This window comes from Wolbachia endosymbiont of Pentalonia nigronervosa (assembly GCF_014534705.1).
Lineage (GTDB): Bacteria > Pseudomonadota > Alphaproteobacteria > Rickettsiales > Anaplasmataceae > Wolbachia.
Window position 1 is genome coordinate 23,683 of record NZ_JACVWV010000006.1, and the last position, 13,001, is coordinate 36,683.

The window sequence follows — 13,001 nt, forward strand, 5'->3', positions numbered from 1 at the left end:
ATCCCGAAGCTGAAGGATTTCAGGTTATTCCAAAACGTTGGATAGTTGAAAGAACCTTTGCTTGGCTCTCCAATTTTAGGCGCATGAGCAAAGATTACGAACATTCTCCTCTTACCTCAAAAACCAATATTTTCTTTAATATGATTACCGTTATGCTTAATAAATTAGCTACTTAAATGATTTCAAGACATCTTCTAAATAGAAGTGCCTAATTACACAATACCGTGAATTGTTGCTAAAACTTTTTGTACATCTTCACTTGAAAGTGGTATCAGACCAAGCTTAAATAGATACCCACTTTCAGTGTTGATAGCATCTATTATTTCTTTAATAAAGTCCCTTAACCCATCAACAACATCTATATGCTCTTTTTTTATGTAAAGGTATAAAGGTCTGGCCAGTATGTATTTTCTTGATGATATGTTTTCATAAGTTGGTTCAATTCCTGCAATTGTACTTCCTTGTATTTTATCTTGATTCCTCATTAAAAAGCTGAAACTAAATATACCTAAGGCATTTCTGTTGCTTTTCAATTTTTGTATTATTATATTTTCATTAGCACTGACTTCTATATATCTACCATCATCTCGAATACGACTGCATACTTTCTGTCTCTCTTTTAAATCCTCATAAGTTTCTCTGAAAACTCTTGAATTCATACATGAATACTGATCAAGCATAATAAAGTTGATTAAAGTTTCATATGTACCTGAAGTTTGATACGGACCATAAATTTCAATTTCTGTTTTCGGGAAAAATTTGTTTATGTCAGACCAAAACTTCTTATTATTTTGTATTAATTTGTTATCCCCTTGTGAATATTCTGACAAAGCATCAAATAAATCCTTTTTTGTAAGATCAAACCTATAGCTCTGATTCGAATTTGCAACAACAATGCCATCATAACCTATTATAATCTCTATTATTTCATTAACTTTATTCCTTTTACATAATTCCCTTTCTACTTCTTTCATCGGACGAGATGAAGTAGTAATATCTGGTGTATCTTCCCCTACTCCTGAACAAAACATTTTAAACCCTGCCCCACTTCCTATTGATTCTACAACTGGAGTCTTAAAGGAAAACACGCGATTAAACTCTTCAGCTATGAATGAAATAAAGGGAAAGACCGTTGAAGACCCAACAATTCTAATATATTCCCTTGCTTCAGCGTTTGATTGAGGTACAAAAACTATGAAGATAAAAATAAGTAAAAAATTTCTAAGCATTACAAAAACATAAACTTATAGGAAAAGATTAAGACTAAAAAGACTTATTTGTCAAATTCATATTAGCAGTGTAGAACAGCAAAATTGTCAGACCCCTCTTTTTCAGATATAATTAAAAAAAATTCTTTATGTAAAAATGAAAATAAAAAGAGCTTTAATATCAGTTTATGATAAAACGAATATAATTAACCTTGCATCATTTCTGGCACAGCAACAGATAGCAATTCTATCAACAGGTAATACATATAAGATTCTATCTGAAGCAGGAATAAAAACGCAGGAAGTGTCAGATTACACACAATCTCCAGAGATATTGGGTGGTAGGGTAAAAACTCTACATCCCAAAATTCATGGTGGAATACTTTTTGATAGAGAAAAACACCAAACTGAAATGCAAGACTTAGGTTTTGAGTGTATAGACCTGCTGATAACCAACTTATATCCATTCTGGGAAACAGTTAATAGCAATGCAAGTGAAGAGCAGATTATAGAGCAGATAGACATAGGAGGAGTAGCTCTCATTAGGGCAGCTGCAAAGAATTTTCGTTTTACCACAGTTATTTCAAACATTAAAGACTATGAAGCACTACAAGTAGAAATGACAAAAAATAACAATGAAACAACACTGGAATATAGGCAAAATTTAGCAACTAGAGCCTTTGCTCTCACTGCACATTATGATTTTAACATCTATAGCTGGTTTTTATCTCGAAATGAGAGTGATGAATTGCCAGAATTTTTTGCACTGTGTGGAGATAAAGCACAAGAGTTGAGGTACGGTGAAAACCCTCACCAAAAAGCTGCATTTTATAGCAGCAAGTTTCCGTTGGAAAAGATCCATGGAAAAGAATTAAGTTATAATAATATAGTAGACATAGAGTCTGCAATTAATATTATTTCTGAATTTGAAACACCAGCAGCAGTGATAATAAAGCACAATAATCCGTGTGGAGTTGCAATTGGCAACAATGTTTTAGAAGCGTACAAGAAAGCTCTATCATGCGATAAGATAAGTAGTTTTGGTGGTATAGTTGCTTTCAATCAAGAAGTGGACTTAAAACTTGCAGAAGAGTTGAGCCAGATATTTTTAGAAGTAATAATAACACCATCGATCAACAATGAAGCTCTAAAAATTCTGCAAGGAAAGAAAAACTTAAGAATAATTTTACATAAAGATTTTGTGCAGAGTAATAAATACCAAGTTAAAAATGCCGTTGGTGGATTTTTAGTACAAGAAAACAATAATCACAAGATAACACAAGAAGAAATGCAGCAGGTCACTGCATGTGCTGCAACAGAAAAAGAAAAAGAAGATCTTATTTTTGCTTGGAAGGTGTGTAAACATGTAAAATCAAATGCCATCGTGATAGCAAAAGATGGCAGTACTATCGGCATTGGCGCAGGACAAACAAGCAGAATAGACAGTGTAAATATTGCAGTAAGGAAAGCAGGTGAAAAATGTCAGGGTGCAGTGCTTGCCTCAGATGCATTTTTTCCTTTTTCAGATAGCATAATAGAAAGTGCAAAACATGGAATCACAGCTATAATTCAACCAGGTGGCTCATTAAAGGACCAGGAAGTGATAACAGCTGCAGATGATAATAAAATTTCCATGTTCTTTACTGGTATTCGTAGTTTTTCTCATTGAATTGCTTTATTTGAATTACTCTGTAGGTAAAGCGTTAAGACGATGAAAGTATATAACTTAATACTCCACCGCTTTTTAAATATTCTACTTCAGTTAATGTTTCAACACAGCATTTTAGCAAAATTGGTTTATCACTTTCCCTTACCACACACTCCAAATTTGCATGCGGCATTATTTCTCCTTTGATACTAACTATTTCATTGCCGTTAAACATTTTTCTAGTCATTCCCTCTGGGAATGCAAGTGGTATAATACCCATGCCAATTAAATTAGATCTATGTATACGCTCGAAACTTTCTGCAATTACAGCCTTGACTCCGAGAAGCAAAGTACCTTTTGCTGCCCAATCTCTACTTGAACCTGTACCATATTCTTTACCAGCTACAATGATTAAAGGTACATTATTTTCCTTATAACGCATCGCTGCATCAAAGATCGGCATAGTTTCTCCTGAAGGAATATGTTTTGTATAGCCCCCTTCAATGCTAACCATTTCGTTTTTTATTCTGATGTTAGCAAAAGTACCGCGCATCATAACATTGTGGTTACCACGGCGAGATCCATAGGAATTGAAGCCCCTAGGTTCAACCCCAAGCTCCTTTAAATATATACCTGCAGGACTATTTGAAGCTATATTGCCAGCTGGAGAAATATGGTCAGTAGTAACGCTATCACCAAGTATTGCCAATATCTGTGCGTTTTTTATATCAATTACGTTATTCCCAAGTGACAAATTATCAAAATAAGGTGGATTTTGTATATAAGTACTGTCTGCATTCCAATTATAAATTTCTCTTTCTTCACACTCTATCTCTTGCCAGTACCTATCACCAGAAAAGACATCATTATACTTCTGTATAAACATTTCACGCGTCACAACTTTGTTAATGCATTCTTCTATCTCACGATTTGTCGGCCATATGTCTTTTAGATATACATCATTGCCATCTTTATCCTTACATATAGGATCTTTAGTTAAATCTATCTTCACAGTACCTGCAAGCGCATAGATGACAACAAGCGGTGGAGATGCTAAGTAATTGGCTTTTACTAAAGGGTGAATCCTTCCTTCAAAATTACGATTACCAGATAAAACTGCAGCAACAGTCAGATCCCTATCCTTAATACTGTCTTCAATATCCTTATTTAATGGACCAGAGTTTCCGATACATGTAGTACAACCATATCCAACTAAATTGAAGCCTAGAGTATCTAAACTCTCCTGCAAATTAGATTTATCTAAATATTCTGTTACTACTTTTGATCCTGGTGCAAGGGAAGTCTTAACCCAAGGCTTAGATGTTAACCCAAGCTTTACTGCATTACGTGCAACAAGACCTGCTGCAATCATCACGCTTGGATTAGAAGTGTTCGTGCAACTTGTTATTGCTGCAATGACGACACTGCCATCTTGTAATTTATCACTCTCTCCGGTTTTTTTAACAGAGAACGATGTGGAAAAAGACTCTGCAACCTGCGATAGAGAAATCTTATCCTGCGGTCTTTTGGGACCAGCCATGACTGGCTCGATGGCAGATAAGTCAAGTTCCAATTTATCAAAAAATGTAATATCTTCACCTGTGTACCACAACCCCTGCTCTTTGGCATATACCTCAACTAGCTTGATTAATTCTTGCGGACGACCAGTCAAATGCAGATAATCTAAAGTTTTTTGATCTATTGGAAAGAATCCACAAGTTGCACCATATTCAGGAGCCATGTTTGCTATGGTTGCTCGATCGGCAAGAGATAAATTGCTTAAACCGCTACCATAAAATTCCACAAATTTACCTACCACCCCTTTTGTTCTTAAAATATTTGTAATTGTAAGTACTAAGTCAGTGGCTGTAACCCCTTCGGCAAGCTTACCTGTTAATTTAAACCCTACCACTTCTGGAATAACCATACTAATTGATTGGCCAAGCATCACAGATTCAGCTTCTATGCCACCAACACCCCAACCCAGAACTGATAAACCATTAACCATCGTAGTGTGACTATCAGTACCAACTACAGTGTCGGGATATATTACTCCTTTATTCTCGTAAACAACTTGTGCTAAATATTCAAGATTTACTTGATGACAAATCCCTGTACCTGGAGGCACCACTCGTAAGTTTGTAAAGGATGATTCCCCCCATTTTAAAAATTGATACCTTTCTAAATTTCTTTTGACTTCTAATTTAACATTTTTATCGTATGCAGAGTTATCTCCATAGCTATCTACCTGCACGGAATGGTCAATCACAAGATCCACAGGTACTGATGGATTGATACCGCGTGTGTTGCCACCATTTTTTTGTACATAGCTGCGCATTGACGCTAAATCCACAATAGCTGGCACTCCTGTGAAGTCCTGCATTAATACTCTTGCTGGCTTGTAGCTAATTTCATGCTTAACATAATTATTAACGCAATTTGCTAGTGTTCTTATATCATCTAACTTGACATTCACGCCATCTTCATTACGTAATAAATTTTCAAGCAAAACCTTAAGAGAGCATGGTAATTGAGTAATATTTATCCCCAAAAACTTACTAGCAATATTTAGACTAAAGTAGTTATATGATTTCCCATCAATATTTAAGACTGCTTTTGAATCTAGAGAATTACTCATTTCATTTAAATGTTACGTTAGAATAGATATATTACAACATATTAGTTAAAATTAGAATGATTACCATTGCTTTTTTGTTGTTTACTCTGTTCCTCATACATAACCTCAAAATCTATAGGGTCTAACATAAGAGGGGGAAAGCCGCCACTACTGGTAATTCTCGCTATTATCTCTCTTGCAAAAGGGAAAAGAAAAGTGGGACCACTGACAAATAAAGCTCGCCTTAATTCCTCGTCACTATAAGATGCAACATTCTCTATTGAAAAAATACCGCAATATTTTGCGTCACAAATAAAAGCTATACCGTCTTTTATTTCTGTATCTTTTACTGTTGCTTTAATTTCTATATGTAAAGTAATCTCATGAAAAGATTTTATATCGTCTACTCCTTCTTTATCTTCTGTTCCCTCCAATTTTACTGAGTTTATGTTAACCATAACACTGATATCAGGGGCTTTACTTGAAGCAATAAACGGTGAATTTGGATTTTCAAATGACAAATCCTTAATATACTGACCATGAATTTTCATTTTTTGTTGCGGCATTTCCACCCCTCCTTTAATTAAATTTAATGTTTATTTATACAATATTACGTGTATTATAGCAAGATAGCAAATTTTAGTTTAATTTCAATATTACGGAGTAATTTACTTATGGTAGAACTTGTCATATATGCTTTATTAGCAGCTTTCATCTTTTCACGTTTGTACAGTTCTTTAGGCAAATCAACCAACTTGAACTTAAGAACATTAACTAACACATTAAATATAAGAAAAATGAAAGAAAATGTGTTAGAAAATACTGAAGATTTCATTGATGATAATGATGAAAACATAGATGTTTACGAGCAGATATTGAAGAAAAACAAAAATTTTTCTATTTCTCATTTTATGAAAGGTTCAAGCATAGCTTTTGAATTGATAATAAAATATTTTAACCAAGGTAATTTAAAGCAACTCAAGCCCCTCGTAGATAAAGATTTATACAATAGTTTTACAGAAAAAATCAAGCGCCGTGAAGAGTTAGGCGAAAGTCATGAGTCTGTAATTGTTTCTATCATCTCACAGAGAATCGTAGAAATGAAATTAGTGAAAAACATGGTATTTATTGCTGTAGAATTCCTTTCAGAGCAAATCAACTTCACTAAAGATAGTAAAGGAGATATCATTTCAGGCAACACATCCACTATTAACAAAGTTGAAGATGTATGGCAGTTTAAAAAAAATACTAACTCATCAGACTTAAATTGGTTACTTATTTCCATTAACTATGAAAAAGCAGATGCTAATAATGATTTAGCAACAAATAGCAAGTATCATTGATTTTGTGAGGCTAACATAATGCGTGAAGTAGTACTTGATACTGAAACAACTGGTCTTAGCATTGAATCAGGCCACCGAATCATTGAAATAGGCTGTGTGGAATTAAAGAACCGTATTCCAACAGGCAATGTCTTCCATCAATATCTCAACCCTGAAAGGGATATACCATATCATTCTTTTAAGATTCATGGAATTAGTGAAGAATTTGTACAAGATAAACCATTATTTTCAGACATAGCATCTGCGTTTCTTGACTTCATAGCTAATGACGTTTTAGTAATTCATAATGCTATATTCGATGTAAAATTTCTCAATATGGAACTAGGCAGGATCAATGCTGGGGAAATTTCTCCTGACAGGGTAATAGATACGTTACCTCTTGCGCGAAAGAAATTTGCAGGATCTCCTGTGTCCTTAAATGCATTGTGTAAACGTTTTGATATATCACTCGAGAACAGAGAACTGCATGGTGCATTAGTGGATTCCCATTTGCTTGCAAAAGTATATGTTGAACTTACAGGGGGATTACAAACTCTTTTGTTTAATAATGCAGACGATCAAGATGACAACTCCGCATCTTTGCGACCCGGAACACAAACTTTGCCTCATAGAGAACATCTTCCAAGCGATGATGAAATCGAAGCTCATAGAAAATTATTGGAACAGATCAACAATGCACTTTGGAAGAAATATATTGGATAAACTAGCAAGTAAAGGTATAATACAGTTTTACTTGAGGTTATCCCATGATAAAATTCGTAAGGCTCTTGTCTAATTTATTAATAGTACTTGCAGCTGTTTTTTTAGGTTATTGTTATTTTGTTAAGAGAGGCATTTTTACTCCAACAACAACAACTCACAATGAAGAAGTTGCAATAGGCGGAAATTTTTCACTAATTAATCAAGATGGCCAGGTTATACATAGTAGCGATCTTAAGGATAAGTATAAGCTAGTTTTCTTTGGATTTTCCTCATGTAAACGTATCTGCCCGATGAATCTTGGCATTATTTCTGAAGCATTAGCAAAGTTAGACGAGAAAACTCATGATAAGCTACAAACATTTTTCATTACAGTTGACCCTGAACGTGATAATGTTAAAAGATTGAAAGAGTTTCAACAACAATTTGATCACAGAATACAGATGTTAACTGGTGAAAAAGAAAAAATAAGTGAAGTAGTTACAAAATATAGGGTTTATGTCAATAAAATAGGTGGAGAAGAAGAAATCAACCATTCCTCAATAATATATCTCATTGATCCTCATGGAAAATATGTCACACACTTTGCACTTGATCTGAATTCAGACAAAAATCAATCTGATAAAATTTTAGTTGGGATAAAAAAGCACATAGTTATAGGCTAAATTCATGTATGGTCCCAGAGTATGATGGAAGTATAGTATTACCCTCATCTTTATTATCTCCATTTATATCACACTTTTCTTACTTTGCAAATACTTTGCAGACACCTTCTTAGTGAATGAACGTTTTTTCCATTTTATAATAGTTTTTGGATTGAGATGGTAGCGTTCAGAAAGTTTTGCTATGCTCTCTTGACTATTTTGTATTGCTCTAGGCACCGTCTCTGTTGTTCTGGCGCACCCATGTAATACTTCTCCCATAGCCCCTCCTTTATTGATGATGTTATCATACCACTATATAGTGGGACTGTACACCTAGACCGAGAATGCATCAACAAAAGGACCTTTTTCTTCTTGTTGGTCAAGCCATTACAGAAGTCTATCATTTGGTTTAGGAAATGCTATAGGTTTTGCAAGAGGTCTATTGGCACTAAAGTTATTTACCAACACAAAAAGTACTAAATACACTATCCAATATTTCTTCAACACTAATAATTCCTGTAATTTTTCCAAGTTCTACTGCAGCAAGTCTTAAATCCTCAGACATTAATTCAATTGGTTTACTGATATTAAAACGCTGTAAGTGTTCCAACGCCCTCTGTATACAATTTCTATGCCTTTGCCTTGTTATTAATGGAGTTTCCTTATCACACCAAAATTTTTCTTTCATTTTTTCTTTAATTAGTGAAATCAAATGACTCGTGCCTATTTCCTTCACAATAGAGATAGGCAAAAAATCTGTATCCCCAATTCGTATGGTTTGATTATCAAGAATAGACCTCTTTCGCAACTCAATTTCTGTGGCAATTTTGTTGTCGAAGCTCTCCTCAACTGCGGTGCTCTTACCGTAAATCGGTTTCGAAAGAGGTTTAATATCATCAGCCTTACTCAGCACATAGATAGTATCACTATCTGCAGTGTGACAATTTAGACTATGACGCTGATTAAATGGCAATAGTTCTATTCTAAGATCAGCTTCAGAAGAACGTTTTTTTGCTCGCTGTATACCTTCAGACTCTATTGGGTCTAAACTTTCACGAATTCCAGCAGTATCAGAAAGAATAATTGGATACCCACCAATATCAATATGAGCTTCAAGCACGTCCCTTGTTGTACCTTCATATTCAGAAACAATAGCAATATTACGTTTAGCTAAATAATTAAATAATGTTGATTTACCGACATTCGGCTCACCGGTAATGACAACGTGCAGACCTTCACGTAGCCTTTCACCGCGTCTTTCATCATTTATATGATTTAGTATTGATTGAATAAGTGTTTGAACCTCCTGATTGATTTTTATTAGCTCATCTTCTTGTGTTGTAATATCTTCAGGAAAGTCTATGTACGCTTCAATTTTAGATTGTGTCTTTATTAACACTTGCCTCCAATGACTGTATAATCTTTCTAATTCCCCTGAAATCTGCTTAATTGCTTGTTTCGCTTGCAATGTTGTTTCAGCATCAATTAAATCTGCAATCCCCTCTATTTGAGTTAAATCAAATTTACCGTTTAAAAATGCCCTAAGTGAAAATTCTCCAGGCTCTGCCATGACAAAGATTTTTGCTAGCTCGTCCAAGACATTTTTAATCACAGCCTTGCTCCCATGCACCTGTAGCTCTATCACATCTTCACCGGTAAAACTATGTGGCGCAGAAAAATAAATCATTATTCCACTATCTATCAATTGATGAGATTTATCATACAGATCAATAAGAGTAGCAAACCTGGGCTTAATTTTTTTATCGATATCGAAGTGACTTAAAGTTTTGAGTGCATCATTTCCTGAAATTCTAATGACTGCAACGCTAGATTTTCCGAATACCGTTGTCAAAGCAAAAATTGTTCTTTCTGTATCGTATTTTTTACCATTTTTCATACAAATATTTTACTTTCAATAATATTATATATCAATAGGAACGTAAGACGTTGCCAGTAAACAATTTTTGGTGTATCATTAACATTATGGATAAGGATAGGTTAGTATGCTTAGGAATTATTACTTCTCCTCATGGAATTAAAGGAGCTGTAAAAATCAAAACTTTCACTGAAAAACCTGAAAATATTTCTTCGTATGGTGAACTAATCAACGGTGATGAAAGTTACAAAATAGATTCAATATCTATTGCAGGAGATAATTTAGTAATAGCTACACTTAATGGTGTAAATTCTCGCAATAAAGCAGAACTATTGCGGAATAAGAAGTTATATACAACACAGGACAAGTTGCCAGAATTGGACAATGAAACCGAGTTTTATCACAATGATCTTATAGATATGGAAGTAAGGCTAGAAAATGAATCATACGGTTATGTAAAATTCGTACATAATTTCGGGTCAGGAGACATATTAGAAATTTTAGTAACCAGCACAAAAAAAAATGTTATGTTACCGTTTACTAAAGAAATATTTCCACACATAAACGTTAAAAAGAAGTATATAGTATTAAGCATACCAGAATTCATTGATTAACCACACAGTTCCAGAAACTCTCGACCATATTAAGGAAAATAAAAACTTTGATTTTTAGATAAAAGCTATTTATAATGAAGGCAAAAGTTAATCCTATGGCAGAAAGAGCAAATGATATCAGACCCGGGCAAGTCCTGGAACATAACGGTAGTTTATTTCAAGTTGTAAGTATCATGCACACTCAACCTGGTAAAGGTGGAGCGTATATACAAGCTGAAATGAAAAACATTAAAACCGGAGCAAAGCATTATGAAAGATTTCGCTCTGACGCATCAATAAAAAGAGCAATTTTAGATGAAGAAGAATACACTTACCTTTTTACTGAAGGAGAAATTGTCAATCTTATGCACCCCAGTAATTATGAGCAGATTACCATCAATCTGGGCCTATTTGGAGAAAAAAAAGTGTATTTACAGGATAACATGAAAGTTAAAGTGGTAACTTATCAAGATAAAATCATTTCTGCACACGTGCCTGATTATGTCACACTTATTATCAAAGAAACAGAGTCTGTTATAAAAGGACAAACTGCCACTGCTTCTTATAAACCTGCAATTTTAGAAAACGGAATGCGCATTAGTGTGCCTCAGTTTATAAAAGAGGAGGATAAGATTGTAGTGTATACTTCTGACGATAGCTACTATGAAAGAGTAAAAGAATAAAAGAATGTCCATCTCATCACCACGAATTAATGTGATGCTTGACGCTGCACGTTATGCATCCAAGTCGATTATGCGTGACTTTAATGAGTTACAGATCTCTAACGTTAAGTCAGCAGATTTTGTTAATAAAACTTATTTGCGCTCTAAAGAGACAATATGCAATATGCTAGGTAATTACAAGCAAGACTACGGTTTTATCTTTGAAGATGATGCTACCCAAGACAGCAATTATTCCTGGCTTATTATGCCTATAGAAGGTAAAGAAAATTTTGCTAGTTGCATTGTTTATTTTGCAATATCGATTTGTCTAATTCACAAAAATAGAGTAGTAGCAGCCGTAATTGATGCTCCAGCCCTGAGGGAAACTTTTTGGGTAGAAGAAAAAAAAGGTGCTTTTCTTGAAGATGCTCGCTCTCGTCACATAAAAATGCGAATGAAAATTCGTGAAGAAGGCTTAATTGATGTTAGCAGCAATTTATTGAATAAATTGCCATTGCAAAATGTACGCTCTCTCGGTTCAACAACTTTGGGTTTTGCATACCTCGCTGCAGGCAGGTATAATGGAGTCATTTACTCTGGTATTGGCGAATATAAGACTTCACTCGGCAAACTCTTTCTCCAAGAAAGCGGTGGAAGACTAACAGAAAACAACGAGTTTGTTATTGCTGGCAAAGTTGAGTAAAAGCTTTGTTGCATAGATTAAGGATAGACCTTCTGTTTATGGTAAGATGAGAAGTACAAATGCACATCGATGATAAATTTGCCATCAATGCACATACTAAAAAAATGGCTACGCTGCACCTCTACTTGTACCTCTTACTATTACCCACAAGTATAGAATACATGAGCAAGTCTCCATCCTTTTGCTAAATCAAAGAGACGTTTCCATCCATTTCACAAAGCTATAGGACCTGGTTCTAGGTGTACAGTCCCACTATATAATGGTATAATAACATCATCAATAAAGGAGGAGTTATCAAGTATTACACACCCCAACTTGTATCTTTAAAAAGTAAGGCATTATAGCTAAAGTGTCTTGCAGGGAAGGTGAAGCTGAACCCCAACTTATGCCAATAAGGCCGATCCATAGATTTTGCTCCCTTCCCAACATAGAGTTAAAAGACTGGACAGTATCTTTGGAATCATATCCCGTATAACAAGGTTAGTCTAAACTCTCAATTTTATTTATAGTTTTGGAGGCTAGTTTATGCAAGCAAATGCTATTTTAGGTGTAGATATTGCTAAAGAAAAATTTGATGCCTGTTTGTTGATAGATAACAAAGAACGACATAAAGTTTTTCACAATAACCAAGAAGGTTTTGAAAAGCTTGTAGCTTGGTGCAATGGACATGGAGCAGACCTAATTCACATATGTCTTGAAGCAACAGGTTGTTATAGTGAAGATATAGTGAATTTCATGTACGATTTTGGGCATAATGTAAGTGTGATAAATCCAGCTCAAATCAAGGCTTTTGGCAAAAGTGAGCTACTTAGAAATAAAACAGATAAGTCAGATGCTGCCAAGATTGCTAGGTTTTGTATTGCAAATAAACCTCATTCTTGGAAACCTGCTCCTCAGGAAGTTAGACGTTTAAGAGATCTCTACCGTTGTTTGCAAGCACTTAAAGATGACAAGTTACAACAGATGAATCGCTTGGAAAATAAAAATATGGATTTCAGTTGTAAGCAA

General features: G+C 34.6%; 13 protein-coding genes and 1 pseudogene. 9 read left to right on the forward strand and 5 right to left on the reverse strand.

The features are described from left to right. Positions 1 to 176 (forward strand): transposase (locus IC220_RS01515; RefSeq protein ID WP_188152743.1); only part of this gene is annotated, 176 nt, incomplete at its 5' end. A gap of 36 nt (positions 177 to 212) precedes the next feature. Here IC220_RS01515 and IC220_RS01520 read toward each other — a convergent pair. Next, positions 213 to 1,229 carry a substrate-binding domain-containing protein gene (locus tag IC220_RS01520; RefSeq protein WP_188152840.1) on the reverse strand — a complete coding sequence of 339 codons (1,017 nt, stop codon included), beginning with the start codon at positions 1,227 to 1,229 and terminating at the stop codon, positions 213 to 215. A 136-nt stretch (positions 1,230 to 1,365) separates the two neighbouring features. Between IC220_RS01520 and purH the strand changes: the two genes are divergently transcribed. After that, the gene (gene purH, locus IC220_RS01525) at positions 1,366 to 2,877 is read left to right on the forward strand and encodes a bifunctional phosphoribosylaminoimidazolecarboxamide formyltransferase/IMP cyclohydrolase (protein WP_188152841.1); all 1,512 of its coding nucleotides are present in this window, start codon (positions 1,366 to 1,368) and stop codon (positions 2,875 to 2,877) included. 34 nt (positions 2,878 to 2,911) lie between these two features. On the opposite strand, the gene acnA is transcribed toward purH, so the two are convergent. Then, positions 2,912 to 5,494: an aconitate hydratase AcnA gene (gene acnA / locus IC220_RS01530; RefSeq protein WP_188152842.1), complete on the reverse strand. Its 2,583-nt coding sequence runs from the start codon at positions 5,492 to 5,494 to the stop codon at positions 2,912 to 2,914. Positions 5,495 to 5,535: 41 nt separating this feature from the next. Beyond that, positions 5,536 to 6,039 (reverse strand): protein-export chaperone SecB, encoded by a 504-nt coding sequence (gene secB / locus IC220_RS01535; RefSeq protein ID WP_188152843.1) that lies wholly within the window; start codon positions 6,037 to 6,039, stop codon positions 5,536 to 5,538. A gap of 108 nt (positions 6,040 to 6,147) precedes the next feature. On the opposite strand from secB, the gene IC220_RS01540 reads away from it, so the two are divergent. Genes IC220_RS01540 through IC220_RS01550 form a run of 3 tightly spaced genes read left to right on the forward strand, consistent with a single transcriptional unit; the run spans position 6,148 to position 8,180 of the window. Continuing rightward, positions 6,148 to 6,816, forward strand: a complete 669-nt coding sequence (locus tag IC220_RS01540; protein ID WP_188152844.1) for a Tim44/TimA family putative adaptor protein — start codon at positions 6,148 to 6,150, stop codon at positions 6,814 to 6,816. Positions 6,817 to 6,834: 18 nt separating this feature from the next. Then, a complete protein-coding gene (dnaQ, locus tag IC220_RS01545; protein WP_188152845.1) occupies positions 6,835 to 7,518 on the forward strand; it encodes a DNA polymerase III subunit epsilon in 684 nt (227 codons plus the stop codon). Between the two features lie 44 nt (positions 7,519 to 7,562). After that, entirely contained in the window at positions 7,563 to 8,180 is a 618-nt protein-coding gene (locus IC220_RS01550; protein ID WP_188152846.1) for an SCO family protein, read from the forward strand. Between the two features lie 117 nt (positions 8,181 to 8,297). Here the strand turns inward: IC220_RS01550 and IC220_RS01555 are convergent. Together IC220_RS01555 and mnmE are read right to left on the reverse strand one after the other, a co-directional pair. Next, positions 8,298 to 8,438: pseudogene (locus IC220_RS01555) on the reverse strand (IS481 family transposase); the annotation flags it as partial. A 175-nt stretch (positions 8,439 to 8,613) separates the two neighbouring features. Further along, on the reverse strand, positions 8,614 to 10,056 hold the full coding sequence (gene mnmE, locus IC220_RS01560) for a tRNA uridine-5-carboxymethylaminomethyl(34) synthesis GTPase MnmE (RefSeq protein ID WP_188152848.1): 1,443 nt from the start codon (positions 10,054 to 10,056) through the stop codon (positions 8,614 to 8,616). A gap of 86 nt (positions 10,057 to 10,142) precedes the next feature. On the opposite strand from mnmE, the gene rimM reads away from it, so the two are divergent. From rimM to IC220_RS01580, 4 genes are all read left to right on the forward strand, one after another. Further along, on the forward strand, positions 10,143 to 10,649 hold the full coding sequence (rimM, locus tag IC220_RS01565; protein ID WP_188152849.1) for a ribosome maturation factor RimM: 507 nt from the start codon (positions 10,143 to 10,145) through the stop codon (positions 10,647 to 10,649). 95 nt (positions 10,650 to 10,744) lie between these two features. Further along, on the forward strand, positions 10,745 to 11,311 hold the full coding sequence (gene efp, locus IC220_RS01570) for an elongation factor P (protein WP_188152854.1): 567 nt from the start codon (positions 10,745 to 10,747) through the stop codon (positions 11,309 to 11,311). A 4-nt stretch (positions 11,312 to 11,315) separates the two neighbouring features. Next, a complete protein-coding gene (locus IC220_RS01575; RefSeq protein ID WP_188152850.1) occupies positions 11,316 to 11,993 on the forward strand; it encodes an inositol monophosphatase family protein in 678 nt (225 codons plus the stop codon). Positions 11,994 to 12,518: 525 nt separating this feature from the next. After that, the coding region (locus tag IC220_RS01580; RefSeq protein WP_188152851.1) for an IS110 family transposase at positions 12,519 to 13,001 on the forward strand (483 nt) is incomplete at its 3' end.

Coding starts and splice junctions, on each gene's coding strand:
- IC220_RS01520 (WP_188152840.1), bottom strand. CDS start 1,229: ATGCTTAGAAATTTTTTACTTATTTTTATCTTCATAGTTTTTGTACCT.
- efp (WP_188152854.1), top strand. CDS start 10,745: ATGGCAGAAAGAGCAAATGATATCAGACCCGGGCAAGTCCTGGAACAT.
- IC220_RS01550 (WP_188152846.1), top strand. CDS start 7,563: ATGATAAAATTCGTAAGGCTCTTGTCTAATTTATTAATAGTACTTGCA.
- secB (WP_188152843.1), bottom strand. CDS start 6,039: ATGCCGCAACAAAAAATGAAAATTCATGGTCAGTATATTAAGGATTTG.
- IC220_RS01575 (WP_188152850.1), top strand. CDS start 11,316: ATGTCCATCTCATCACCACGAATTAATGTGATGCTTGACGCTGCACGT.
- mnmE (WP_188152848.1), bottom strand. CDS start 10,056: ATGAAAAATGGTAAAAAATACGATACAGAAAGAACAATTTTTGCTTTG.
- dnaQ (WP_188152845.1), top strand. CDS start 6,835: ATGCGTGAAGTAGTACTTGATACTGAAACAACTGGTCTTAGCATTGAA.
- rimM (WP_188152849.1), top strand. CDS start 10,143: ATGGATAAGGATAGGTTAGTATGCTTAGGAATTATTACTTCTCCTCAT.
- acnA (WP_188152842.1), bottom strand. CDS start 5,494: ATGAGTAATTCTCTAGATTCAAAAGCAGTCTTAAATATTGATGGGAAA.
- purH (WP_188152841.1), top strand. CDS start 1,366: ATGAAAATAAAAAGAGCTTTAATATCAGTTTATGATAAAACGAATATA.
- IC220_RS01540 (WP_188152844.1), top strand. CDS start 6,148: ATGGTAGAACTTGTCATATATGCTTTATTAGCAGCTTTCATCTTTTCA.